Genomic DNA, 23,263 nt, shown 5'->3' with positions numbered 1-23,263 from the left:
TTATCGCCGCCCCGGGCTGGGGTAGAGTGACGGCCTCGCGTATGACCGCACCGTTGCAGAGGATTCCCATGTCGGCCCAGCCCATCAGTGACTTTTACGCCTATCCGGATGCTGCCGGCCATTTCGGCGAGTTCGGCGGCCGCTTCGTCGCCGAGACCCTGATCGGTCCATTGCAGGAGCTGTCCGCTGCCTATGACCAGGCGCGTCAGGATCCGAGCTTCATCGCCGAATACGACAAGGACCTCAAGCATTACGTCGGCCGGCCCAGCCCGATCTATCACGCCGAGCGGCTCAGTCGCGAAGTGGGCGGGGCACAGATCCTGCTCAAGCGCGAAGACCTGAACCACACCGGCGCGCACAAGATCAACAACACCATCGGCCAGGCGCTGCTGGCCAGCCGCATGGGCAAGACCCGCATCATCGCCGAGACCGGCGCCGGCCAGCATGGCGTGGCCAGCGCCACGGTCGCAGCGCGCCTGGGCCTGGAATGCGTGGTCTACATGGGCGCTACCGATATCGAGCGACAGAAGATCAACGTCTACCGCATGAAGCTGCTGGGCGCGACGGTGATTCCCGTGACCTCCGGCTCGGCCACGCTCAAGGACGCGCTCAACGAAGCGATGCGCGACTGGGTGACCAACGTGCGCGATACCTTCTACATCATCGGTACCGTTGCTGGCCCCGACCCGTATCCGCGCATGGTGCGCGACTTCAATGCCATCGTCGGCCGCGAAGCGCGCGAGCAGATGCTGCAGGACTACGGCCGGCTGCCGGATGCGATCAGCGCCTGCGTGGGCGGCGGCAGTAATGCGATCGGCCTGTTCCATGCCTTCCTCAACGACCCCGGCGTCAAGATCTATGGCGCCGAAGCGGCCGGCGACGGCATCGCTACCGGCCGCCACGCGGCATCGATCGCCGCCGGGCGCCCCGGCGTGCTGCACGGCAACCGCACCTACGTGATCTGCGACGATGACGGCCAGATCACCGAAACCCACTCGATCTCCGCCGGCCTGGATTACCCCGGTGTGGGTCCGGAGCATTCGTTCCTGTCCGACAGCGGCCGTGCGGTGTATCAGGGCATCACCGACGACGAGGCGATGGCCGCCTTCCACCTGCTGGCGCACACCGAGGGCATTCTGGCGGCGCTGGAGTCCAGCCATGCGGTGGCGCAGTCGATCAAGCTGGCGCGCGAGCTGCCCAAGGATGCGCTGGTGTTGTGCAACCTGTCCGGGCGTGGCGACAAGGACGTGCACACCATCGCCGCGCGCGAGGGTCTGGTGTTGTGAGGGCAGCCCGGCTGCAGCAGTGGGGCGGCGGTATCGCGCTGCTGTGCATGTCTACCCTGGCGGTGGCCGCGGTCGCGGGCTCCGCGCTGGATCGCAGCGGCGCGGTGCGGGTCGGTCAGCGATTCAGCGAGCTGGCGCCACAGGCGGCCTGGACGCCGCTCAACGCCGGCCCGATCGGACACTGCGACTATGTGCAGGCCGGTCTGTTGCCTGATGGAGTTGCGATGATGGTGGAAGACGACCGCGTCGTCCGCTTCGACATCAGCGACGCCGGTCCGGTGGGCCCGTTCGGCATCCGTGTCGGCGACAGCGAAGCCGCCGCACGTGCGCGTCTGCCAGCGGGCTACAGCGTCCAGCCCCATAAATATGGCAGGGACGGCGGGACCGATCTTTATCTGACTTGGCGCGACCCGCAAGGCGAGTTCGCCGTTCGCTACGAAACCGGAGAAGGCACTGTGACATCGATGTACTGGGGAAGCTGGGACGCCGTGCAACTGGTGGAGGGCTGCGCATGAGCCGCGCGCTAGGCCGTATCGCTATGCGTTTTGATGCCTTGCGTCAGACCGGCCGCAAGGCATTGATCCCCTTCATCACCGCCGGCGACCCATCGCTGGAAGCCACCGTCCCGGTGATGCACGCGCTGGTGCGCGCCGGTGCCGACGTCATCGAGCTGGGCGTGCCGTTCTCCGACCCCATGGCCGACGGCCCCACCATCCAGCGCAGCTCCGAACGCGCGCTGGCACGCGGCGCCGGCCTGGCCTATGTGCTGGAAGCGGTGCACGAGTTCCGTCGCGAAGATGCCACCACCCCGGTGGTGTTGATGGGCTACCTCAACCCGATCGAGATCCACGGCACGCGCCGGTTCGCCGAAGCCGCCGTCGCGGCGGGCGTCGACGGTCTGTTGCTGGTCGACCTGCCGCCGGAAGAGGCGGACGAAACCCGCCACATCTTCAGCGAGGTCGGGCTGGCACTGATTGCGCTGGCATCGCCGACCACCAGCGAGCAGCGCCTGGACATGTTGTGCAGCACGGCGCAGGGCTACCTGTACTACGTCAGCTTCGCTGGCGTCACCGGTGCCTCCAACCTGCTCGACACCCATGCCGCCAGCGACCGCCTGCGCCAGCTGCGGCAACGTGCCGGTGCGCCGGTGGTGGCCGGCTTCGGCATCAAGGACGCTGCCAGCGCCAAGGCCATGGCCGTGGATGCCGACGGCGTGGTGGTAGGCAGCGCCCTGGTCGCTGCCCTGGCCGACGCGGACGACGTCCGCAGTGCGCGCGAGCGCGCGGAGGCGTTCCTGGCACCGTTACGCCAGGCGCTGGATCACCCCTGAGACCAGGCCAAGGCCCCTCACACCTGGATGCGCGGCTGGGCCCGTGCCCTCATCCGCCCCTGCAGGGCACCTCCTCCCCCATGAAGAAGGACGATGTCCCGATGAGAGAGGAATCAAGGCCCCTCTCCTGCGGGAGAGCAGATGAGAGAAGGAATCAAAGCCCCTCTCCTGCGGGAGAGGGGTTGGGGTGAGGGTGCGGGCGAAGCCGCGCCGTGCTTAGCGAAGGTGTTGAGGGCAACGCGACAAACAGCGCGCCACAGCAAGCCAACCTGCTGCACATCGCCCGACAGCCTGCACCAAAGCGCGCCACAGCACGCCAACCTGCTGCACATCGCCCAACAGCCTGCACCACATCGCTGTGCCATAACGCTCCGCCACGACGGCAACCCGCCATGTCCGGCGCGCGCTGCACCACCCTGGGGCGCTGCGTTAGACTGTCGCCCCTCTGCGGCCCGCCAGGCCGCCCTGCATGGATTGTCATACACGCATGAGCTGGCTCAGCAAATTGATGCCCTCCGGCATCCGCACCGAGAACACCCCGGCCAAGAAGCGCAGCGTCCCCGAGGGGCTGTGGGAAAAGTGCAGCAACTGCGGTAGCGCACTGTACGGCCCGGAACTCGAAGAAAATCTCGAGGTGTGCCCGAAGTGCGACCATCACATGGCGATCCGCGCGCGCGCGCGTCTGAACTCGCTGTTCGACCCGGAAACTGCAACTACCGAGATCGCCGCCCAACTCGGCCCGGTCGACGTGCTCAAGTTCAAGGACCAGAAGCGCTACGGTGAGCGCATCAAGGCCAGCCAGAAGGCCAGCGGCGAATACGACGCGCTGATCGCCATGCGCGGCACGCTCAAGGGCAACCCGCTGGTCGCCGCCGCCTTCGACTTCGCCTTCATGGGCGGCTCGATGGGCTCGGTGGTCGGCGAGCGTTTTGCACGCGCTGCCGAAGTAGCGCTGGAAGTGGGCTGCCCGTTCGTGTGCTTCTCCGCCAGCGGCGGTGCGCGCATGCAGGAAGGCCTGTTCTCGCTGATGCAGATGGCCAAGACCTCCGCGGCACTCGGGCGCCTGCGCGAAGCCGGCCTGCCGTACATCTCGGTGCTGACCCATCCCACCACCGGTGGCGTGTCGGCGTCGTTCGCGATGCTGGGCGACATCAACATCGCCGAGCCGCATGCGCTGATCGGTTTCGCCGGCCCGCGCGTGATCGAGCAGACCGTGCGCGAGACGCTGCCGGAAGGCTTCCAGCGTTCGGAGTTCCTGCTCGACCACGGCGCCATCGACCAGATCTGCGACCGCCGCCAGATGCGTGACCGCATTGCCGAGCTTAGCGCGATGATGATGCGTCAGCCGCGTCCGCAGGACGCCGACGTCGCATGAGCGCCCGCAAATATTTCGGCACCGACGGCATTCGCGGTCGGGTCGGGCAGGGCGCGATCTCGGCCGATTTCGTGCTGCGTCTGGGCAATGCGCTCGGGCGCGTGCTGACGCAGGGCCGCAGCAAGCGGCCGCTGGTGTTGATCGGCAAGGACACGCGCATTTCCGGCTACATGTTCGAAGCGGCGCTGGAAGCCGGCCTGGTGGCGGCAGGTGCCGATGTGCAGATGATCGGCCCGATGCCGACGCCGGCTATCGCGTTTCTGACCAGCACCTTGCGTGCCGATGCCGGCGTGGTGATCAGCGCCTCGCACAATCCCCATTACGACAACGGCATCAAGTTCTTCTCTGCCGAAGGCGAAAAGCTCGACGATGCGACCGAGGCGGCCATCGAAGCCGCACTCGAAGAACCGTTCCATACCGTGGAATCCGAGCGCCTGGGCAAGGCGATCCGCACCCGCGATGCGATCGGTCGTTACATCGAGTTCTGCAAGGCCAGCGTGGCGCGCGGCTTCACCCTGCAGGGCCTGAAGATGGTGCTGGACTGCGCGCATGGCGCCACTTATCACATCGCCCCGATGCTGTTTCGCGAGCTGGGCGCCGAGGTGGTGGTGATCGGTGCCGCGCCGGACGGGCTCAACATCAACGACGGCGTCGGCTCCACGCATATCGACAATCTCGCCGCCAAGGTGCGCGAGAGCGGGGCGCAGCTGGGGATTGCCTTCGACGGCGACGGCGACCGCGTGCTGATGGCCGACGACCAGGGCAACCCGGTCGATGGCGACGACCTGCTGTATGTGCTTGCGCGCTCCTGGCAGGCCAGCGGCCGGCTCACCGGCACCGTGGTCGGCACCTTGATGACCAATTACGGGCTGGAGCCGGCGCTGGCGGCGCTGCGCATCCCGTTCCAGCGCGCCAAGGTGGGTGACCGCTATGTGCATCAGGCGCTGGTCGAAGGCGGCGGCACGCTGGGCGGAGAAACCTCCGGCCATCTGCTGTGCCTGGACCGCGCGAGCACCGGCGACGGCATCGTCAGTGCGCTGCAGGTGCTCGAAGCCCTCATCCGCGATGGTCACAGCCTGCGCGAGGCCTTGCGCGACCTGACCAAGGTGCCGCAAAAGACGGTCAACGTGCGGCTGGGTGGCGGCGCGGCAAACGCCATCGTCGAGGCGGCGAGCGTGCAGCAGGCGCTGCAGCAGGCGCAGGCGGCCGTGCAGGGCCGGGGGCGTGCATTCCTGCGTCCGTCCGGTACCGAGCCGGTGGTGCGCGTGACCGTGGAAGCCGACGACGCCGGCCTGATGCAGGACACGCTCGACCGACTCTCAGGTGCGGTGCGTGACGCGGCGTGAGTCGCTGATCATTGGCGTCTGCGTGATCGTGGCCAAGGCCGCGACGTTCTACCTGTTGTATCGCCTGCTGATCTGAGCCGCAGGCTCTCTCGACCTTTTCATACTTCCATTGCAGACACCCGTATGAGCGCCCGCATCCCCACCCTGGACATCACCCGCTTCGACAGCGACCGCGACGCCTTCGTCGCCGAACTCGGCGCAGCCTATCGGCAGTGGGGCTTTGCCGGCATCCGCAATCACGGCATCGCCCAGGCCGACATCGATGCCGCCTACGAGGTCTTCAAGGCGTTTTTCGCCTTGCCCGAGGAGGTGAAGCGGCGCTATCACGTGCCGGGCAGCGGCGGCGCACGCGGCTATACCGCCTTCGGTGTGGAAACCGCCAAGGATTCCAAGCACTTCGACCTGAAGGAGTTCTGGCATATCGGTCGCGAGATTCCGGACGATTCGCCGTATCGCGCGGTGATGCCGCCGAACCTGTGGCCGGAGGAAGTGCCGGAGTTCCGTGAGCGTGGCTATCAGCTGTACCAGCAGCTGGATCAACTCGGCTCGCGCGTGCTCTCCGCGCTGGCACTGCATATCGGTCTGCCGCAGGACTATTTCGTCGACAAGACCAACAACGGCAATTCGATCCTGCGGCCGATCCACTACCCGCCGATCACCAGCGACGACATCCCGAACGTGCGCGCCGGCGCGCATGGCGACATCAACTTCATCACCTTGCTGGTTGGTGCCAGTGCCGCCGGGCTGGAAGTACGTTCCAACGATGGCGAGTGGGTGCCGTTCACCGCCGACGCCGACACCATCGTGGTCAACATCGGCGACATGCTGCAGCGCCTGACCAACCACGTGTATCCATCCACGATCCATCGCGTGGTCAATCCGCCCGGTGAGGCCGCGCGCAAGCCGCGCTATTCGGTGCCGTTCTTCCTGCACCCCAACCCGGATTTCCTGATCGACGTGTTGCCCTCGTGCATCAGTGCCGACAACCCGAGCCGGTATCCCGAGCCGATCACAGCACACGGCTTCCTGGAAGAGCGTCTGCGCGAGATCAAGCTGAAGTAAGCAGTGTCGTCGTCGCTGGTGCTGTGCGTGGCAATGGCCGCGCCGCACGTGGGCGGCAGGCAGCGCGCACAGCCCGTAGTCGCGCTCGCAACATTGGCCATGACAGCGACCACAGTTCTGTTCATAAAATTGTGCTCGCGTCTGGTTAAAGCTTGCGTTCACCCGCGCCGATAATCCAGTCTGATCGCTAGCGCGACGTCGGACTCGCCTGGCGCCCGCTGGCGATTGCACGGTCAGGGGGCGCATGCGGATGCAGGGGATCAAACACATGGGGGCGGTGGGCTTGCTTGCGCTCTGCGGCGTGGCAGCGCCGCTGGCAGCAGCGCCGGTGAGCGTGGCGGTGGCCGATGCAAACGGCGTCCTGGTCGATGCGGTGGTCAGCCTGGAGTTGCCGCGGCCCGCTGCGGCCAGTGCCGGCAAGACCATGGAGATGGACCAGGTCAATTCGCAGTTCGTGCCTGCGGTGTTGGCTGTGCGCACCGGCACGTCGGTGCGGTTTCCGAACAACGATCAGATCCGCCATCAGGTGTATTCGTTCTCGCCGGCCAAACGCTTTGAACTGCCGCTGTTCCAGGGCACCACGGCCGCGCCGGTGCGCTTCGATCAGGCCGGTCTGGTGACGGTGGGCTGCAACATCCACGACTGGATGCTGGGCTATATCGTGGTGCTGGAGACCCCGTATTTCGGCAAGACCGGCAGCGACGGGCGCGTGCAGCTCGACGCGCCCGCCGGCAACTACACGCTGCGCGTGTGGCATCCACGCATCAGGGGCGCTGCCGTGACCGAGCCGCTGGTCGTCGCACGCGACCCGGTGCAGCGCCGCATCACCTTACAGACCACGGGCGCGGCACCGGTGGTGGCGCCACCGGATGCGCGCGTCCGCGCGTTGCAGGACAAATTTCGCCGCGCCGAGCCGAAGAAGACCCATCCATGAGGGCGATGCGACTGCATACCCGCATCGCGGTGCTGCTGGTGCTGGTTGTGCTCGCCACCCAGGCACTGACCTTCATTGCGGTGCAGCTGGCAACCGATCGCAGCGTCAAGGCGCAGCTGGGCGAAGAACTGCAGATCGGCGAGCGCGTCTGGCAGCGCATCAACCTGCGCCGCGACGAACAACTGCTGCAATCGGCCTCGGTGCTGGCCGATGATTTCGGCTTTCGTGCTGCGGTGGCCAGCGGCGATGTGCCCACCATGCAGTCGGCGCTACGCAATCATGCCGCGCGCATGTCCGCGCAGACTGCGGTGCTGCTCTCGCCGGATGGCGAATTTTTGACCGGCCTGGCCGATCTGCCCCAGGCCGAGCAATTGCGCGCGGTACAGGCCCTGTTGCAGCAGGCGCAGCGCGATGGTCGTGCGGTGGGGGTGGTTGCACTGAATCGGCAGATCGTGCGGCTGGCCGTGGTCCAGGTGCTGGCGCCGAGTCGCGTCGGCTGGATTGCGATCGGCAACGAATCCGGCGAGGGCCTGGCCCAGGATTTCCGCACGACCACCGGGTTGGATGCCACGTTCTTTACCGACGGCCCGCCTGTGCACGTGCTCGCGTCGACGTTGGAGCCGGCGGCGCGTGCCGAATTTGCGCAGCAGTTGCCCACCGCCGAGCGCACCCAGGCAACAGCGATTGCGCTGACGCTGGGCCAGGCGCGCTACCTGGTCAAGCTGCAACCGATTCAGGGCGACAGCCATGTGCGGGTCGCCTTGCAGGCGTCGCTGGACCGGGCGATCGCGCCGTATCGCATTCTCAAGTTGCGCATCCTGTTGCTGGCCGGTCTGGCCACGGCTGCGGCCTTGGGCGTGGCAATCTTTCTGGCGCGTAGTGTCAGCAAGCCGGTGGCGCAATTGGTGCAGGCCGCGCGGCGCATCCAGCGTGGCGATTACCAGACGGCAGTGGACGTGCCGCCGGGCCGCGAGCTGGCCGAGCTGGCCGACAGCTTCGGGCGGATGCAGCAGCAGATCGCCAGCCGTGAGCAGCACATCCTGCATCAGGCGCGGCACGACGCACTCACCGGCTTGCCTAATCGTTTGTGGCTGCTGGAGCGGTTGAAGGAGGTGGTCGAACACACCGTCGCTTCCGGTGGCACCGCGGCCGTGCTGATCCTGGATCTGGAGCGTTTCAAGGAGCTCAACGACAGCCTGGGCCATGATTTTGCCGACCAAGTGCTGGTCGAGGCCGGGCGGCGGCTTGCCGATGTAGTGCACGCGCCCAACCTGGTCGGGCGCCTGGGTAGCGACGAGTTCATGGTGGTGGTGGCGCAGGCCGATGCGAACAGCGTGCAGCTGGACGCACAACGGCTGCTGCTGCAATTGCGCCGCCCGCTGGCCTTGCCGCAGGCACGCATCCAGCTCGAAGCCAGCATCGGCATCGCGCTGATTCCCGAGCATGGCGCCGACCCGGACACCTTGCTGCGTCGCGCCGATATCGCACGGCGCCAGGTGGGCGATGTGACCACCATCGGCGCCATCGGCGCCAGCGTCTACCGCATGGGCCAGGACGAGCAGCATCTGCGCCGGCTGCGGCTCACCGGCGATCTGCGCCAGGCCATCGGCGGCAACGAGTTGACCTTGCGCTTCCAGCCCAAGATCTGCCTGCGGACCGACCGTGTCGAACAGGTCGAAGTGCTGGTGCGCTGGCATCACCCGACGCTGGGCCCGATCGGCCCGGACGAATTCATTCCGCTGGCCGAGCATTCCGGCGTGATCCACCCGTTGACCCGCTTCGTGCTGGACGAGGCACTGTGCTGCCAGGCGCACTGGCGCGCGCAAGGCCTGGAGCTGGGCATGGCGATCAACCTGTCGGCCCTGGATCTGTCCGATCCGGGTCTGCCCGACTACGTGCGTGCGCGGCTGGAGCAGCACGCCGTGCCGGCGCAGTCGGTCACGTTGGAGTTGACCGAAAGCGCGCTGATGCGCGATGTCGAATCTGCGCTGCACATGCTGCATCAGCTGCGTGGCGTGGGCGTGCGTCTGTCCATCGACGACTTCGGCACCGGCTATTCCTCGTTGGCCCAACTCAAGCGCATGCCGGTGAACGAATTGAAGATCGACAAGAGCTTCGTGATGCAGCTGGCCGAAGGCTCCGACGATGCATTCATCGTGCGCAGCACGATCGATCTGGGCCACAACCTCGGCCTGAGCGTGATCGCCGAAGGCGTCGAAAACACGACGGCCCTGGGCCTGCTACGCGGCTATGGCTGCGACATGGTGCAGGGCTACCTGTACGCGCCACCACTGGAAGAGGCCCCACTGGTGGCGTGGTGCATGCGCCAACTGGGCATGCCCTCGGCAGCCCATGCAGGCATGCAGCGATGAGCGCGTGTCTGCGTGTCGCCCTCATCGTGACGGTTGTTGCCTGTGCGTTCGCGCCATTGAAGGCAATGGCTGGCGATGGGCGCCTGCTCGCCACCGGTGGCGTGTCGATGATCGAAGGCAGCAGTGGTGGCGGCATCGTGCCGTGGGCCACGTTGTCGGGTTACGGCACGCGCGATGAGTTGGGCGCCGTGCTGTTTGCCACGCATGTGGACAGCGGCGATTACCGCCTCGACGTGCAGGGCGCGGCGCTTACGGTCGGTAATCGGCTGGAGCTGTCGCTTGCGCGCCAGCGTCTGGATCTGGGCACGCTGCAGGACCGGCTCGGCTTGCCGTGGAATGCGCTCGGCCAGGACGTGTTCGGTGCCAAGGTGCGATTGGCCGGCGACCTTGTCTACGGGCATGCACCGCAAGTCAGCCTGGGTGTGCAGTACAAGCGCTTGCGCGACGGGACCTTGCCCTTGGCGATCGGTGCGCGCGACGATCACGGCACGGACGTCTATCTCAGTGCAAGCCGCTTGTTGCTGCAGGGCGCTGGCGGGTACCAGCTGCTGCTCAACGGCACGGTGCGCGCCACCCGCGCCAACCAGACCGGCCTGCTCGGCTTCGGCGGCGACCGGCGTAACGGCTATCGTCTGGTGCCCGAGGCCAGCGCCGCCGTCGTGCTGTCGCCATCCTGGGCGGTGGGCATGGAATATCGCGACAAACCGAATAATCTGCGCTTCGCGCGCGAGCAGGCGTGGGCGGATGTGTTCGTCGCCTGGTTCCCCGGCAAGCACGTTTCGCTGACTGCCGCCTGGGCCGATCTGGGCAATGTCGCCACGCTGGCCGACCAGCGTGGTCCTTATCTCTCTTTGCAGGTGGCGTTCTGATGAACCTATGGCTGCGCTGGTGCCTGCTGTGCGTGCTGGGCCTGACCAGCGCCTGCGCCAGCACGCAACCGCGCCAGACGCTCTACGACGAGCTCGGCGGGCAAGCCGGCATCGAAGCGCTGGTGGAAACCATGCTCTCGCGTATCGCCGACGACCAGCGCATCGTCGACAAGTTCGCCCGCGTCAACATCGTCATGCTCAATGCACGCCTGGTGCAAAAGTTCTGCCACGTCGCCGACGGCCCCTGCCCGGACACGGCCAAGTCGATGCAGCAGGCGCACGCGCACCTGGCCATCCGCGAAGGCGACTTTAACGCACTGGTCGAAGACCTGAACTGGGCGATGGATCAGCAAAAGATCCCGCGCCGCACGCAAAATCGCCTGCTCGCGCGGCTGGCAGCCATGCATGGCGAGATCGTCAATCGCTGAGAGCGATGGGTGTCCTGCCGTCGTTCGTCGGACGTGCATGAGTCGGGGGCGCTGCGGCATGCGATAGGCCCGTGTTCGAGCGCTTGCATGTTCATCAACTGCGCGCTTGCGCGGTCATCGCGCATTGCCCAGCCGTTGCGCGTCGAAGCTCGGCACGCGGGCACCTGCACAGATGCGATGCCTTTCGCCGACCGTCCATAGCCGCCTCACTCCAGCGGCCGCACCCGGTGCGAGCCGCGTGCCATCAGCCGCAGGGCAAGCGCATGCGGCAGCAGGCGCAGGACAGCATGGACCAGCCGATAGCGCCAGCCCGGCACCGCCAGCACCTGGCCGCGCTCCAATGCCTGGATGCCGTACTCGGCCACGTCATCGGCCTGCAGCCAGGCCCAGCCGGGTAGGGTGGACATCGCCTCGCGCGTGCCGGTGACATCGTGGAATTCCGACCATGCAAAGCCGGGGCACAGGGCGCAGACCTTGACGCCGCAATCGGCGTTTTCCAGCGCCAGCGATTCGCTGAAGCGCAGCATGAAACTCTTGCTGGCCGCGTATAGCGTCTGCCCATCGGCACTGGGTGTCAGTGCCGCGAACGAGGCGACGTTGAGAATGCGGCCCTGGCCGCTGGCACGAATCATCGGCAACAGCCGCCAGGTCAGTTCGCACACTGCGCCCACCATCACCTGCAGAAAGCGCGCATGCGTGGTCCAGTCGTTGTGCAGGTAGCGGCCCGGCACACCGTAGCCGGCGTTGTTGACTAGGGTGCCCACCGTCCAGCCGTTGCGCTGGATTTGCGTCGCCAGTGCCTCTGCCGCAGCAGGGTCGGCCAGATCGGCCGGCAGCACTTCCACCCGCACTGCGCTGCGCAATTCATCCGCCAGCGCCTGCAGCCGGTCCACCCGCCGCGCGGTCAGGATCAACGGCACCCCGCGCCGGGCATAGGCCCGCGCAATCTCGCGGCCGATGCCGCTGGAGGCGCCGGTGATCAGCGCAAAGACAGGCGAAACGGACATGACGGGTTCCTGGTGGGGGAGGGATGGGACATGCAGCGGACAGAAGTGTGCCGGTTGCCGACAGGCCATGGGCTATTCTGTCGCCTGTCTTCAACTCAGGAACCTGCGCCTGATGCGTCGAAAGATCGTTGCCGGAAACTGGAAGCTGCATGGCAGCCGCACCTTTGCCACCGAACTGGTGGCAAAGGTCGCCGCACACATGCCCCTGGAGGGTGTCGATGTCGTCATCCTGCCACCACTGCCTTACCTCGGTGACCTGATCGAGGATTTCGAGGCACATCACCTGTCCTTTGGAGCCCAGGACGTCAGTAGCAACGAGAAAGGTGCCTACACCGGCGAAGTCTCGGCCACCATGTTGGTGGACGTGGGCGCCGGCTATGGCCTGGTCGGTCATTCCGAGCGGCGCCAGTACCATCAGGAGAGTAGCGAGCTGGTCGCGCGCAAGTTTGCCGCCGCCATCCACGCCGGGCTGATCCCGGTGCTGTGCGTGGGCGAATCGCTGGAACAGCGTGAGTCCGGTCAGACTGAGGCAATCCTACGTGCCCAGCTCGAACCGGTCCTGGCCCTGGTGGGCAGCGAAGGCTTTGCCCACGCGGTGCTGGCTTACGAGCCAATCTGGGCGATCGGCACCGGCCGCAACGCCAGCCCCGAGCAGGCCCAGGCCGTGCATGCCTTCCTGCGTGGCGAAGTCGCGAAGGCGGATGCTAGAATTGCGGATGGTCTGCCCATCCTGTACGGGGGCAGCGTCAAGCCCGACAACGCCGGCGAGCTGTTCGCACAGCCCGATGTCGATGGGGGGCTGGTCGGTGGCGCATCACTGGTTGCCGAAGATTTCCTGGCCATTGCACGTGCGGCGGCTGCTTGTTAACCCATTAAGTTTTGTCCGGGGACGGATTTCGAAATGCTGATGTTGATCCTCAATGTGGTCTACGTGCTGGTCGCGCTGGCGATGATTGCGCTGATCCTGATGCAGCGTGGCGCGGGTGCGGCGGCCGGTTCCGGCTTCGGTGCCGGCGCGTCGGGCACGGTGTTCGGTTCGCAGGGTGCGTCGAACTTCCTGTCCAAGTCGACCAAGTGGCTGGCCGTGGTGTTCTTCAGCATCAGCCTGTTCATGGCGTGGTACGCCACGCATGGGGCACGTCCAACGGACCAGAACCTGGGTGTGATGTCGCAGTCGGCAACGCCGGCTCCGGCCGCCGCAGGCGAACTCACCCAGCCGTTGCCGCAGGCTCCGGCTGCTGGTGCCGTGCCGACCGCTCCGTCGCAGCCGGCTCCTGCCGCTGCGCCGGCAGCAGCCCCGGTGCAGTCCGCCCCGGCACAGCCGGCGCCTGCAGCCGGCGAAGAAAACGCTTCAGAACCAGCACAAAAACGCTGAAGCCGGTTACAATACGCTGCGCACTGGGATGCCCAGCGGCGCAACGTATGCCCAGGTGGCGGAATTGGTAGACGCACTACCTTGAGGTGGTAGCGACTTAGGTCGTAGGGGTTCGAGTCCCCTCTTGGGCACCATTGTTTGGCTGCAGTTCCTGCGCATCGCTTGTCGCGCGCGGGGCCTGCCTATACCCCATGCCGGCACGCGGCGCGTGCGGGCAGAGGCAAGAGAGAATCGCTGTGCTGGCCGAATATTTGCCGAGTCTGCTGTTTCTGATCGTCGCCACCGGTATCGGCATCGTGCTGATGTTGGTCGGTCGATTCCTCGCTCCACGCACCCCGGACGCGCGCAAGCTCTCGCCTTACGAGTGTGGCTTCGAAGCTTTCGAAGACGCGCGCATGAAGTTCGATGTGCGCTACTACCTCATCGCGATCCAGTTCATCGTGTTCGACCTGGAAATCATCTTCATCGTGCCGTGGACGCAGGTATTCATGGAGATCGGCGCACGTTCGCTGGTCACCATGGGGCTGTTCGTCGGCATGTTGTTCCTCGGCTTTATCTACGTGTGGAAGAAGGGAGCGCTGGAATGGGAGTGATTCAGACCCTGGATCGTCTGATGACCAACCCGATGCCGGAAGGCCGGGTGGAAGACATCCTGCGCCCGGAAGGCGAAAACCCGTTGCTCGAAAAGGGCTACGTGACCACCAGCGTCGATGCGCTTCTGAACTGGGCGCGGACCGGTTCGATGTGGCCGATGACCTTCGGCCTGGCCTGCTGTGCGGTCGAGATGATGCACGCCGGCGCCTCGCGTCTGGACCTGGACCGTTACGGCGTGGTGTTCCGCCCGTCGCCGCGTCAGTCCGACGTGATGATCGTGGCCGGCACGCTGGTCAACAAGATGGCTCCGGCGCTGCGCAAGGTCTACGACCAGATGCCCGACCCGAAGTGGGTCATCTCGATGGGCAGCTGCGCCAACGGTGGCGGCTACTATCACTATTCGTATTCGGTGGTGCGCGGTTGCGATCGCATCGTGCCGGTGGACATCTATGTCCCGGGCTGCCCGCCGACCGCCGAGGCGCTGGTCTACGGCATCCTGCAGCTGCAGAAGAAGATCTGGCGCACCCAGACAATCGCACGCTGACACCCGTCTTCTCCTACCGAGAGCAGCCAAGCCCCCATGGCAGAGCAAGCATCTTCCTTCACTGACCGACTTGCGGCACGTTTCGCCGGTGCGCAGATCGCCGTGGCATTGCCGCGCGGCGAAGTGACGCTGGAAGTCGCTGCCGCCGATTGGCATGCCACCTGTCTGGCCCTGCGCGATGAGCTCGGTTTCGAGCAGCTCAGCGACCTGTGCGGCGTTGATTACCTGGGCTATGGCAGCGACGAGTGGGATACCGCCGACGTGTCATCGCAGGGTTTCAGCCGCGGCGTCGAAGGCAAGGCCGTCGGCCGTTTTGCCTGGGGCGAATTCCCCAGCCAGGAAAGCTCCGATGGTGCCCAGCCGCAGCAGCTGCCCAAGCAGCGTTTTGCGGTGGTCGCGCAACTGATTTCCTACCAACACAACCAGCGTCTGCGCGTGCGTTGCTACGCACCGGACGAGCAGGTGCCGGTGGTGGCGTCGGTCACCGATATCTGGCCGGGCGTGAACTGGTTCGAGCGCGAGGCGTTCGACCTGTTCGGCATCGTGTTCGATGGGCACCCGGATCTGCGCCGCATCCTGACCGACTACGGATTCGTCGGCCACCCGTTCCGCAAGGATTTCCCGCTGATCGGCAACGTCGAAGTGCGTTACGACGAAGAGCGCAAGCGCGTGGTGTACGAGCCGGTCACTTCGGTCGAGCCGCGCGTCGGCGTACCGCGCGTGATTCGCGACGATGCCCGTTATGAGACTGCCGCTGGTGAAGTGGGCAAGTCGGAGACTGCCAAGTGACTGAGTTCCGCCAGGCAACCGAAGCCTTCGCGAGCAATCCTGTGGAAAGCAAACAGGAAATCCGCAATTACACGATGAACTTCGGCCCGCAGCATCCTGCGGCGCACGGCGTGTTGCGCCTGATCCTGGAAATGGACGGCGAGACCGTGGTGCGTGCCGATCCGCATATCGGCCTGCTGCACCGTGGCACCGAGAAGCTGGCCGAGTCCAAGCCGTTCAACCAGTCGGTTCCGTACATGGATCGCCTGGACTACGTGTCGATGATGTGCAACGAGCACGCTTACGTGCGCGCGATCGAATCCCTGATGGGGATCGAGGCGCCCGAGCGTGCGCAGTACATCCGCACCATGTTCGACGAGATCACCCGCATCAAGAATCACCTGATGTGGGTCGGCTCCAACGCGCTCGATCTGGGAGCAATGGCGGTGATGCTGTATGCATTCCGCGAGCGCGAGGAATTGATGGATGTCTACGAGGCGGTCAGCGGCGCGCGCATGCACGCGGCCTACTACCGCCCCGGCGGCGTGTACCGTGATCTGCCCGACTTCATGCCCAAGTACAAGGAATCCCGTTGGCACAAGGGTGGGGCACTGAAGAAGCGTAACGCCGGTCGTGAAGGCACCATGCTGGACTTCCTGGAGGAGTTCACCAACACCTTCCCGGCGCGCGTGGACGAATACGAAACGCTGCTGACCGACAACCGTATCTGGAAGCAGCGCACCGTCGATGTCGGCATCATCAGCCCCGATCTGGCGCGTGCCTGGGGCATGACCGGCCCAATGCTGCGTGGTTCGGGAATCGAGTGGGATCTGCGCAAGAAGCAGCCTTACGCCAAGTACGACGCAGTGGATTTCGATATCCCGGTCGGCACCAACGGCGACTGCTACGACCGCTACCTGGTGCGCGTGGCTGAGATGCGCGAGTCCAATCGCATCATCAAGCAGTGCGTGAAGTGGCTCAAGGCCAATCCCGGTCCGGTCATGGTCACCAATTTCAAGGTCGCTCCGCCCAGCCGCGAAGGCATGAAGGACGACATGGAAGCGCTGATCCATCACTTCAAGCTGTTTAGTGAAGGCTATTGCGTGCCGGCCGGCGAAACCTATAGCGCGGTCGAAGCGCCCAAGGGCGAGTTCGGGTGCTATCTGATGTCCGACGGCGCCAACAAGCCGTTCCGCGTGCATCTGCGCGCGCCGGGCTTTGCGCATCTGTCGTCGATGGACGCGGTGGTGCGTGGCTATTTGCTGGCCGACGTCGTGGCGATGATCGGTACTTACGATTTGGTTTTCGGTGAGGTTGACCGATGAAGGCGACGGGTAATTTCGAAGCGGCGCGCGACGTCGATCCGCAGGTGGTGCTGAGCGACAAGACGCGTGCGCACATCGATCACTGGCTGACCAAGTTTCCGCCGGACCGCAAGCGGTCGGCGGTGCTGCAGGGTCTGCATGCTGCGCAGGAGCAGAACCAGGGTTGGCTGACCGACGAGTTGATCGTCGGCGTGGCCAAGTACCTGGAACTGCCGCCGGTGTGGGCCTACGAGGTCGCCAGCTTCTACTCGATGTTCGAGACCGAACGCGTCGGCCGCCACAACGTGGCGTTCTGCACCAACATCAGCTGCTGGCTCAATGGCGCCGAAGATCTGTTGGCGCATGCGGAAAAGAAACTGGGTTGCAAGCTGGGGCAGTCGACGGCCGATGGCCGCGTCTACCTCAAGCGCGAGGAAGAGTGCCTGGCGGCCTGCTCTGCAGCGCCGATGATGGTCATCAACGGCCATTACCACGAGCACCTGACGAAAGAGAAGGTCGACGCGCTGCTGGACGGGCTGGAGTAAGACATGGCACATCATCACGCACCTACCGGTCCGGTCGGCCCGGCGCCGTTGCCGCACCAGGTCGTCTACACGACGCTGCACTACGACACCCCGTGGTCGTATGAGAGCTATCTGAAGACCGGTGGCTACGCAGCGCTGCGCAAGATCCTCGAAGAGAAGATTCCGCCGGCCGACGTCATCGAAATGGTCAAGGCATCGAACCTGCGCGGCCGTGGCGGCGCGGGCTTCCCGACCGGGCTGAAGTGGTCGTTCATGCCCAAGGGCACGATGCAGAAGTACATCCTGTGCAATTCGGACGAATCCGAGCCGGGCACCTGCAAGGATCGCGACATCCTGCGTTACAACCCGCATTCGGTGGTGGAGGGCATGGCGATCGCCTGCTACGCCACCGGCTCGACGGTGGGCTACAACTACCTGCGCGGCGAGTTCCATCACGAGCCGTTCGAAAACTTCGAGCTGGCATTGGCTGATGCGTACGCCAATGGCTGGCTGGGCAAGAACATTCTCGGCAGTGGCGTGGATATCGATATCTACGGTGCGCTGGGCGCCGGCGCCTACATCTGCGGCGAAGAAACCGCGTTGATGGAGTCGCTGGAAGGCAAGAAGGGCCAGCCACGCTACAAGCCGCCGTTCCCGGCGAACTTCGGCCTGTACGGCAAGCCGACCACCATCAACAACACCGAAACCTATGCATCGGTGCCGGCGATCATTCGCAACGGTCCGGAGTGGTTCCTCGGGTTGAGCAAGACCAAGAACGGCGGCCCGAAAATCTTCTCGGTGTCCGGCTGCGTGCAGAAGGGCGGCAACTTCGAAGTGCCGCTTGGCACCACCTTCGACGAATTGCTGGAAATGGCCGGTGGCCTGCGCCCGGGTCGCAAGCTCAAGGGCGTGGTGCCCGGCGGCGTGTCGATGCCGGTATTGAAGGCCGACCAGGTCGCCGGTCTGCAGATGGATTACGACACTCTGCGTGCGCTGGGGACTGGTCTGGGTTCGGGCGCCATCGTGGTGCTGGACGACAGCGTCTGCTGCGTGCGTTTTGCCTGCCGCATCTCGCAGTTCTTCCACAAGGAATCCTGCGGCCAGTGCACCCCGTGCCGCGAAGGTACCGGCTGGATGCACCGCGTGCTGGAGCGCATCGTCGCCGGCAAGGCCACGATGGAAGACCTGCACCAGCTGCGCACGGTTGCCGGCCAGATCGAGGGGCACACCATCTGTGCGTTCGGCGAAGCGGCGGCATGGCCGATTCAGGGCTTCCTGCGCCAGTTCTGGGACGAGTTCGAGTACTACATCGTCAACGGTCGTTCGATCGTCGATACGCAAGTCGGAGTGGCTGCATGAGCGCCCAACCAGTGAACCCGAACGTGCCACCGGACCATGTCACCGTCGAGATCGACGGGCAGTCCCTGGTGGTGCCGAAGGGCTCGATGATCATCCAGGCGGCCGACAAGGCCGGTATCCCGATCCCGCGCTTCTGTTACCACGAGAAGCTGCCGATCGCGGCCAATTGCCGCATGTGCCTGGTCGATGTCGAAAAGTCGCCCAAGCCGTCGCCTGCTTGCGCCACGCCGGTGATGGATGGCATGAAGGTCACCACGCGTAGCGAAAAGGCGCTGAAGTACCAGCGCAGCGTGATGGAATTCCTGCTGATCAATCACCCGCTGGACTGCCCGATCTGCGATCAGGGCGGCGAGTGCGAGCTGCAGGACGTCTCGCTCGGCTATGGCCGTTCGGTGAGCCGCTTCAACGAGCGCAAGCGCGTGGTGCCGGACGAGGATATCGGTCCGCTTGTCGCCACCGAGATGACCCGCTGCATCCAGTGCACCCGCTGCGTGCGTTTCACTGCAGACATTGCCGGTACCTACGAGCTGGGCGGCATGTATCGCGGCGAGAACCTGCAGATCGGCACCTATGACGGCAAGCCGCTGACCACCGAAATTTCCGGCAACGTCATCGACGTCTGCCCGGTGGGCGCGCTGACCAACAAGGTGTTTCAGTTCCGCGCACGTCCGTGGGAACTGATGGCGCGCGAGTCGCTGGGCTACCACGATGCGATGGGTTCGAACCTGTTCCTGCATGTGCGCCGCGGCGAAGTGCTGCGCACCGTGCCGCGCGAGAACGAGGCGGTCAACGAATGCTGGCTGTCCGACCGCGACCGTTATTCGCATCAGGGCCTGTACGCCGAAGACCGTGCGGTCAAGCCGCTGAAGAAGGTCAACGGGCAGTGGACCGAAGTGAGCTGGACCGAAGGTCTGGCCGCAGCGACCCAGATCCTGCGCGAAAACGCGGGTGATGCGCTCGGCGTGCTGGTGCACCCGTCCACCTCGAACGAGGAGGGCGCGCTGCTGGCGCGTCTGGCCGAAGGGCTGGGCAGCGGCAATCTGGATCACCGTCTGCTCAATCGCGACTTTTCCGACGCTGCGGTGGCGCAAGCCTTCGCGACGCCGCTGGCCGAGATCGAGCAGGCCGATGTTGTCGTGCTGTTCGGCAGCAACGTGCGCCACGAGCTGCCGCTGCTGCATGCACGGTTGCGCAAGGCGCACATCCAGAACCGCACGCAGATCCACTCGGTCAATCCGGTCGATTTCGATTTTGCCTTCACCCAGGCCTCGCGCACCGTGGTCGCGCCGTCGCAGCTGGCTGCGGCGCTCGACGACACCGCGTTGCGTGATGCGGTCAAGGGCGCAACCCGCGCCGTGATCGTGGTCGGCGCGCTGGCCGAAAATTATCCGCAGGCTGCTGCACTGCGTGCTGCGGCACGTGATTTTGCCGCTGCAACCGGTGCGTCGCTGTGCCGCATTCCGCAGGGCGCCAACGCGGTGGGTCTGGTGTCGCAGGGCGTGTTGCCGACCGCGCGCGATGTCGCCGGCATGCTGGCTCAGCCGCGTCAGGCCTATGTGCTGTACGGCATCGAACCCGGCCTGGATTTTGCCGACGCCGCTGCCGCGCGCAGTGCGCTGGCCGGCGCCAAGGTCGTGGCGTTCAGTCAGTTCGCGTGCGCCTCGACGCGCGACGTGGCCGATGTGATCCTGCCGATTGGTGCGTTGCCGGAAATCGATGCGTCGCTGACCAATCTCGATGGCCGTGTACAGACCGCACGCGCCGCAGGGCGCCTGCCGGTCGAGGCACGCGAAGGCTGGCGGGTGCTGCGTGCACTTGGCGGCGAGCTGGGCCTGGCCGGTTTCGAATTCATCGATCTGGTCGGTCTGCGTGCGGGCATGCAGAACCGCAGCGTCAGTCCGGTCGCGTCTGCGCAGCCGGCCACGGCGAGCGACGGGCTGGAGGTTGCGGCAACCGCGGCGATCTATCGCACCGATGCTGTCGTACGCCGGGCCGCTGCGTTGCAGTCGCATCCGCTCAACATTGCGCCGTGTGTGGCAATGCACCCGGAGCAGGCGGCGCAGTTGCAGCTTGGCGCGGGTCAGATGGTCAAGGTCGGTACGGACGCGGGTAAGGCGACGTTGCCGGTGGTACTGGACAAGCGCGTTGCACCGGGCACGGTGTGGATCGAATCCGGCCATGGCGCAACTGCGCCGCTCGGCGCCGGTCGGGTAACGGTGGTGGCTGCATGAACGAATTGCTGTTGAACGTGGTCGACCCCCTCCACCAGTGGTTCCTCGGGCTGGGCGATGGCGGCGTGGTGCTCTGGACCGTACTGAAGATCCTGCTGATCGCCGTGCCGGTGATCGTGGCGGTGGCCTTCTACGTGGTGTGGGAGCGCAAGCTGATCGGCTGGATGCACGTGCGTCATGGGCCCATGTACGTGGGCATGGGCATCTTCCAGGCCTTCGCCGACGTGTTCAAACTCCTGTTCAAGGAGATCCTGCAGCCGAGCAGCTCGCACAAGGCGATGTTCATCATCGCGCCGCTGCTGACGCTGGCGCCGGCCTTCGCGGCTTGGTCGGTGGTGCCGTTCGATGCGCAGCTGGTGCTGTCCAACGCCAACGTCGGTCTGCTGTATCTGCTGGCAATGACCTCGCTGGGCGTGTACGGCATCATCCTCGCGGGCTGGGCGTCCAACTCCAAGTATGCGTTTCTGGGTGCGATGCGCTCGGCCGCACAGGTGGTCAGCTACGAAATTGCGATGGGCTTTGCGCTGGTCGGTGTGATGATCGCTTCCGGCAGTGTCAACCTCAGCCAGATCGTGTTTGCGCAGGCCGGCAACTCCGGCTTCTTCGACTGGTTCCTGATTCCGCTGTTCCCGCTGTTCATCGTGTACTGGGTGTCCGGCGTAGCCGAGACTAACCGCGCGCCGTTCGACGTGGTGGAAGGCGAGTCGGAAATCGTTGCCGGCCACATGGTGGAATACTCGGGCGGTGCATTTGCGCTGTTCTTCCTGGCCGAATACGCCAACATGATCCTGGTCAGCTTCCTGATCTCGATCTTCTTCCTCGGCGGCTGGCTGAGCCCGATCCAGGGTTGGGTCACAGCGGATATCTCGCCGTGGATCAATTGGGTGTGGACCGGCGGCTGGCCGTGGCTGCTGATGAAGGTGTTCTTCTTCGCCAGTGCCTACATATGGTTCCGTGCCAGCTTCCCGCGCTACCGCTACGACCAGATCATGCGGCTGGGCTGGAAGGTGTTCATTCCGCTCACGATCGTGTGGATCGCAGTGACGGCATTGATGGTGTTTTACGGCGTGATCCAGAAGGGCGTGTAATTGATGAACAAGATCACCCATTACTTCAAGAGCCTGCTCCTGCTCGAACTGCTAGGCGGCTTGTGGCTGACGTTGAAATACACGTTCAAGCCCAAGTACACCGTGCTGTATCCGATGGAGAAGTTCCCGCAGTCGCCGCGCTTCCGTGGCCTGCACGCGCTGCGTCGCTATCCAAACGGCGAAGAGCGCTGCATCGCCTGCAAGCTGTGCGAAGCGGTGTGCCCGGCGCTGGCGATCACCATCGACTCGGCCAAGCGCGAGGACGGCTCGCGCCGCACCACGCGCTACGACATCGACCTGTTCAAGTGCATCTTCTGCGGCTTTTGCGAGGAAAGCTGCCCGGTGGACTCGATCGTCGAGACGCACATCCTCGAGTACCACTTCGAGAAGCGTGGCGAGAACATTGTCAACAAGCCGCAGCTGCTGGCGATCGGAGACCGGTTAGAAACCGAGATCGCCGAGCGTCGCGCTGCCGATGCCGCCTTCCGTTGAGGTCATGATGGACTGGGTCTCTATTGCTTTCTACGCCTTCTCCGCCATCGCGGTGGTGTCCGCCGGTGCGGTGATCAGCGTGCGCAACCCGGTGTACGCCGTGTTGTGCCTGATCCTCACCTTCTTCTCGATGGCGTGTATCTGGCTGTTGGTGGGTGCCGAGTTTCTTGGCGTCACGTTGGTGCTGGTGTACGTCGGCGCGGTGATGGTGCTGTTCCTGTTCGTGGTGATGATGCTCGACATCGACACCAGCCGCCTGCGCGAGGGCTGGGTCAAGTACATGCCGTTGGGCGTCATCGTCGCGGTTGCGATGCTGGCGCAGATGGTGACCCTGATCGGCGTCAAGTCGCGCAGCGCCACGCCGTTTCCGGCCGACAATGCGGCCGCACAGGCTGCAGACGTGTCGAACCTGACCTGGTTGGCCAAGAGCCTTTACACCGAGTTCCTGCTGCCGTTCGAGTTTGCTGCGGTGATCCTGACCGTGGCGGTGGTGGCTGCTGTGATGCTCACCTTGCGCAAGCGCACCGGCATCAAGATCCAGGTCGCCAGCGAGCAGTCGCGCGTCAAGGCGACCGACCGCCTGCGCATCGTCAAGATGGCAGTGGAAAAACCCGCACAGGTTGCGCCGCGCATCGATGCGGCGGACGGACAGGAGGCGAAGTCTTGATTACCTTGGGCCACCTGCTGGGACTGGGCGCGGTGCTGTTCTGCATCTCGCTGGCCGGCATCTTCCTCAATCGCAAGAACGTCATCGTGCTGCTGATGTCGATCGAGTTGATGCTGCTGTCGGTCAACATCAACTTCATTGCATTCTCGCGCGAGCTCGGCGACACCGCCGGCCAGCTGTTCGTGTTCTTCATCCTGACCGTTGCCGCTGCGGAGGCCGCGATTGGCCTTGCGATCCTGGTGACTCTGTTCCGTACGCGCCGCACGATCAATGTGGCCGAAGTCGACACGTTGAAGGGCTGACCCGTA

Annotated in this window: 24 protein-coding genes and 1 tRNA gene; 24 read left to right on the top strand and 1 reads right to left on the bottom strand. The window is 65.1% G+C overall.

Annotated features, from left to right (window positions below):
• Positions 1 to 68 precede the first annotated feature (68 nt).
• The 10 genes from trpB to ABQZ09_RS09725 all read left to right on the top strand — a co-directional run bounded on the left by trpB (position 69) and on the right by ABQZ09_RS09725 (position 11,002).
• Positions 69 to 1,286, top strand: a complete 1,218-nt coding sequence (gene trpB, locus ABQZ09_RS09770) for a tryptophan synthase subunit beta (protein ID WP_349776768.1) — start codon at positions 69 to 71, stop codon at positions 1,284 to 1,286.
• Between the two features lie 47 nt (positions 1,287 to 1,333).
• Positions 1,334 to 1,801: a hypothetical protein gene (locus tag ABQZ09_RS09765; RefSeq protein ID WP_166745099.1), complete on the top strand. Its 468-nt coding sequence runs from the start codon at positions 1,334 to 1,336 to the stop codon at positions 1,799 to 1,801.
• Positions 1,798 to 2,616: a tryptophan synthase subunit alpha gene (gene trpA, locus ABQZ09_RS09760; RefSeq protein ID WP_179454116.1), complete on the top strand. Its 819-nt coding sequence runs from the start codon at positions 1,798 to 1,800 to the stop codon at positions 2,614 to 2,616. Before ABQZ09_RS09765 ends, trpA begins: the two co-directional genes overlap by 4 nt.
• Positions 2,617 to 3,103: 487 nt before the next feature.
• A complete protein-coding gene (gene accD, locus ABQZ09_RS09755; protein WP_039563622.1) occupies positions 3,104 to 3,991 on the top strand; it encodes an acetyl-CoA carboxylase, carboxyltransferase subunit beta in 888 nt (295 codons plus the stop codon).
• Positions 3,988 to 5,337 carry a phosphoglucosamine mutase gene (glmM, locus tag ABQZ09_RS09750; RefSeq protein WP_184555100.1) on the top strand — a complete coding sequence of 450 codons (1,350 nt, stop codon included), beginning with the start codon at positions 3,988 to 3,990 and terminating at the stop codon, positions 5,335 to 5,337. The genes accD and glmM overlap by 4 nt, the downstream gene beginning before the upstream one ends.
• Before the next feature lie 123 nt (positions 5,338 to 5,460).
• Positions 5,461 to 6,399, top strand: a complete 939-nt coding sequence (locus ABQZ09_RS09745; protein ID WP_184555097.1) for an isopenicillin N synthase family dioxygenase — start codon at positions 5,461 to 5,463, stop codon at positions 6,397 to 6,399.
• Between the two features lie 250 nt (positions 6,400 to 6,649).
• Positions 6,650 to 7,333, top strand: a complete 684-nt coding sequence (locus ABQZ09_RS09740) for a methylamine utilization protein (protein ID WP_184555094.1) — start codon at positions 6,650 to 6,652, stop codon at positions 7,331 to 7,333.
• Positions 7,330 to 9,705: a putative bifunctional diguanylate cyclase/phosphodiesterase gene (locus ABQZ09_RS09735; RefSeq protein WP_349776767.1), complete on the top strand. Its 2,376-nt coding sequence runs from the start codon at positions 7,330 to 7,332 to the stop codon at positions 9,703 to 9,705. The genes ABQZ09_RS09740 and ABQZ09_RS09735 overlap by 4 nt, the downstream gene beginning before the upstream one ends.
• On the top strand, positions 9,702 to 10,574 hold the full coding sequence (locus ABQZ09_RS09730; RefSeq protein WP_349776766.1) for a DUF3034 family protein: 873 nt from the start codon (positions 9,702 to 9,704) through the stop codon (positions 10,572 to 10,574). The genes ABQZ09_RS09735 and ABQZ09_RS09730 overlap by 4 nt, the downstream gene beginning before the upstream one ends.
• Entirely contained in the window at positions 10,574 to 11,002 is a 429-nt protein-coding gene (locus tag ABQZ09_RS09725) for a group I truncated hemoglobin (protein WP_047693174.1), read from the top strand. Before ABQZ09_RS09730 ends, ABQZ09_RS09725 begins: the two co-directional genes overlap by 1 nt.
• 206 nt (positions 11,003 to 11,208) lie before the next feature.
• Here the strand turns inward: ABQZ09_RS09725 and ABQZ09_RS09720 are convergent, their stop codons facing one another.
• Positions 11,209 to 12,009 carry an SDR family NAD(P)-dependent oxidoreductase gene (locus ABQZ09_RS09720; protein ID WP_349776765.1) on the bottom strand — a complete coding sequence of 267 codons (801 nt, stop codon included), beginning with the start codon at positions 12,007 to 12,009 and terminating at the stop codon, positions 11,209 to 11,211.
• A gap of 112 nt (positions 12,010 to 12,121) precedes the next feature.
• Here ABQZ09_RS09720 and tpiA point away from each other — a divergent pair, with 112 nt between their 5' ends.
• The 14 genes from tpiA to nuoK all read left to right on the top strand — a co-directional run bounded on the left by tpiA (position 12,122) and on the right by nuoK (position 23,257).
• Positions 12,122 to 12,877 carry a triose-phosphate isomerase gene (gene tpiA / locus ABQZ09_RS09715; protein WP_349776838.1) on the top strand — a complete coding sequence of 252 codons (756 nt, stop codon included), beginning with the start codon at positions 12,122 to 12,124 and terminating at the stop codon, positions 12,875 to 12,877.
• Between the two features lie 33 nt (positions 12,878 to 12,910).
• Positions 12,911 to 13,384 (top strand): preprotein translocase subunit SecG, encoded by a 474-nt coding sequence (gene secG, locus ABQZ09_RS09710; protein WP_047693171.1) that lies wholly within the window; start codon positions 12,911 to 12,913, stop codon positions 13,382 to 13,384.
• Between the two features lie 49 nt (positions 13,385 to 13,433).
• A tRNA-Leu gene (locus ABQZ09_RS09705) sits at positions 13,434 to 13,518 on the top strand.
• A gap of 102 nt (positions 13,519 to 13,620) precedes the next feature.
• Positions 13,621 to 13,977 (top strand): NADH-quinone oxidoreductase subunit A, encoded by a 357-nt coding sequence (locus ABQZ09_RS09700; RefSeq protein ID WP_047693170.1) that lies wholly within the window; start codon positions 13,621 to 13,623, stop codon positions 13,975 to 13,977.
• Positions 13,968 to 14,522, top strand: a complete 555-nt coding sequence (locus tag ABQZ09_RS09695) for a NuoB/complex I 20 kDa subunit family protein (protein ID WP_010371165.1) — start codon at positions 13,968 to 13,970, stop codon at positions 14,520 to 14,522. Before ABQZ09_RS09700 ends, ABQZ09_RS09695 begins: the two co-directional genes overlap by 10 nt.
• Before the next feature lie 36 nt (positions 14,523 to 14,558).
• On the top strand, positions 14,559 to 15,311 hold the full coding sequence (locus tag ABQZ09_RS09690) for an NADH-quinone oxidoreductase subunit C (protein ID WP_039407413.1): 753 nt from the start codon (positions 14,559 to 14,561) through the stop codon (positions 15,309 to 15,311).
• Positions 15,308 to 16,615: an NADH-quinone oxidoreductase subunit D gene (locus ABQZ09_RS09685; protein WP_349776764.1), complete on the top strand. Its 1,308-nt coding sequence runs from the start codon at positions 15,308 to 15,310 to the stop codon at positions 16,613 to 16,615. Before ABQZ09_RS09690 ends, ABQZ09_RS09685 begins: the two co-directional genes overlap by 4 nt.
• Positions 16,612 to 17,139, top strand: coding sequence for an NADH-quinone oxidoreductase subunit NuoE (nuoE, locus tag ABQZ09_RS09680; RefSeq protein WP_003485548.1), 528 nt, complete (start codon positions 16,612 to 16,614; stop codon positions 17,137 to 17,139). The genes ABQZ09_RS09685 and nuoE overlap by 4 nt, the downstream gene beginning before the upstream one ends.
• Before the next feature lie 3 nt (positions 17,140 to 17,142).
• Positions 17,143 to 18,477, top strand: a complete 1,335-nt coding sequence (nuoF, locus tag ABQZ09_RS09675; RefSeq protein WP_039407431.1) for an NADH-quinone oxidoreductase subunit NuoF — start codon at positions 17,143 to 17,145, stop codon at positions 18,475 to 18,477.
• Positions 18,474 to 20,708, top strand: a complete 2,235-nt coding sequence (nuoG, locus tag ABQZ09_RS09670) for an NADH-quinone oxidoreductase subunit NuoG (protein WP_349776763.1) — start codon at positions 18,474 to 18,476, stop codon at positions 20,706 to 20,708. Before nuoF ends, nuoG begins: the two co-directional genes overlap by 4 nt.
• Positions 20,705 to 21,796 carry an NADH-quinone oxidoreductase subunit NuoH gene (nuoH, locus tag ABQZ09_RS09665; protein ID WP_184555076.1) on the top strand — a complete coding sequence of 364 codons (1,092 nt, stop codon included), beginning with the start codon at positions 20,705 to 20,707 and terminating at the stop codon, positions 21,794 to 21,796. Before nuoG ends, nuoH begins: the two co-directional genes overlap by 4 nt.
• A gap of 3 nt (positions 21,797 to 21,799) precedes the next feature.
• The gene (gene nuoI / locus ABQZ09_RS09660) at positions 21,800 to 22,288 is read left to right on the top strand and encodes an NADH-quinone oxidoreductase subunit NuoI (protein ID WP_184555073.1); all 489 of its coding nucleotides are present in this window, start codon (positions 21,800 to 21,802) and stop codon (positions 22,286 to 22,288) included.
• Between the two features lie 4 nt (positions 22,289 to 22,292).
• Positions 22,293 to 22,955 carry an NADH-quinone oxidoreductase subunit J gene (locus ABQZ09_RS09655; protein WP_184555456.1) on the top strand — a complete coding sequence of 221 codons (663 nt, stop codon included), beginning with the start codon at positions 22,293 to 22,295 and terminating at the stop codon, positions 22,953 to 22,955.
• Positions 22,952 to 23,257 (top strand): NADH-quinone oxidoreductase subunit NuoK, encoded by a 306-nt coding sequence (nuoK, locus tag ABQZ09_RS09650; RefSeq protein ID WP_039407444.1) that lies wholly within the window; start codon positions 22,952 to 22,954, stop codon positions 23,255 to 23,257. Before ABQZ09_RS09655 ends, nuoK begins: the two co-directional genes overlap by 4 nt.
• Positions 23,258 to 23,263: the final 6 nt, after the last annotated feature.

Source organism: Xanthomonas sp. WHRI 6106 (assembly GCF_040202405.1).
GTDB lineage: Bacteria > Pseudomonadota > Gammaproteobacteria > Xanthomonadales > Xanthomonadaceae > Xanthomonas > Xanthomonas cannabis.
Note: the sequence above shows the minus strand (reverse complement) of the source record. Positions and strands in the feature narration are given on the sequence as shown.

Excerpts from the sequence above, each read along its gene's own strand:
- ABQZ09_RS09735 (WP_349776767.1), top strand. The coding sequence starts at position 7,330 with ATGAGGGCGATGCGACTGCATACCCGCATCGCGGTGCTGCTGGTGCTG.
- accD (WP_039563622.1), top strand. The coding sequence starts at position 3,104 with ATGAGCTGGCTCAGCAAATTGATGCCCTCCGGCATCCGCACCGAGAAC.
- ABQZ09_RS09730 (WP_349776766.1), top strand. The coding sequence starts at position 9,702 with ATGAGCGCGTGTCTGCGTGTCGCCCTCATCGTGACGGTTGTTGCCTGT.
- glmM (WP_184555100.1), top strand. The coding sequence starts at position 3,988 with ATGAGCGCCCGCAAATATTTCGGCACCGACGGCATTCGCGGTCGGGTC.
- nuoF (WP_039407431.1), top strand. The coding sequence starts at position 17,143 with ATGGCACATCATCACGCACCTACCGGTCCGGTCGGCCCGGCGCCGTTG.
- nuoG (WP_349776763.1), top strand. The coding sequence starts at position 18,474 with ATGAGCGCCCAACCAGTGAACCCGAACGTGCCACCGGACCATGTCACC.
- ABQZ09_RS09745 (WP_184555097.1), top strand. The coding sequence starts at position 5,461 with ATGAGCGCCCGCATCCCCACCCTGGACATCACCCGCTTCGACAGCGAC.
- ABQZ09_RS09740 (WP_184555094.1), top strand. The coding sequence starts at position 6,650 with ATGCAGGGGATCAAACACATGGGGGCGGTGGGCTTGCTTGCGCTCTGC.
- tpiA (WP_349776838.1), top strand. The coding sequence starts at position 12,122 with ATGCGTCGAAAGATCGTTGCCGGAAACTGGAAGCTGCATGGCAGCCGC.
- ABQZ09_RS09690 (WP_039407413.1), top strand. The coding sequence starts at position 14,559 with ATGGCAGAGCAAGCATCTTCCTTCACTGACCGACTTGCGGCACGTTTC.
- ABQZ09_RS09720 (WP_349776765.1), bottom strand. The coding sequence starts at position 12,009 with ATGTCCGTTTCGCCTGTCTTTGCGCTGATCACCGGCGCCTCCAGCGGC.
- secG (WP_047693171.1), top strand. The coding sequence starts at position 12,911 with ATGCTGATGTTGATCCTCAATGTGGTCTACGTGCTGGTCGCGCTGGCG.
- ABQZ09_RS09725 (WP_047693174.1), top strand. The coding sequence starts at position 10,574 with ATGAACCTATGGCTGCGCTGGTGCCTGCTGTGCGTGCTGGGCCTGACC.
- trpB (WP_349776768.1), top strand. The coding sequence starts at position 69 with ATGTCGGCCCAGCCCATCAGTGACTTTTACGCCTATCCGGATGCTGCC.
- trpA (WP_179454116.1), top strand. The coding sequence starts at position 1,798 with ATGAGCCGCGCGCTAGGCCGTATCGCTATGCGTTTTGATGCCTTGCGT.
- nuoH (WP_184555076.1), top strand. The coding sequence starts at position 20,705 with ATGAACGAATTGCTGTTGAACGTGGTCGACCCCCTCCACCAGTGGTTC.
- ABQZ09_RS09695 (WP_010371165.1), top strand. The coding sequence starts at position 13,968 with ATGGGAGTGATTCAGACCCTGGATCGTCTGATGACCAACCCGATGCCG.
- ABQZ09_RS09655 (WP_184555456.1), top strand. The coding sequence starts at position 22,293 with ATGATGGACTGGGTCTCTATTGCTTTCTACGCCTTCTCCGCCATCGCG.
- nuoE (WP_003485548.1), top strand. The coding sequence starts at position 16,612 with ATGAAGGCGACGGGTAATTTCGAAGCGGCGCGCGACGTCGATCCGCAG.
- nuoI (WP_184555073.1), top strand. The coding sequence starts at position 21,800 with ATGAACAAGATCACCCATTACTTCAAGAGCCTGCTCCTGCTCGAACTG.
- ABQZ09_RS09765 (WP_166745099.1), top strand. The coding sequence starts at position 1,334 with ATGTCTACCCTGGCGGTGGCCGCGGTCGCGGGCTCCGCGCTGGATCGC.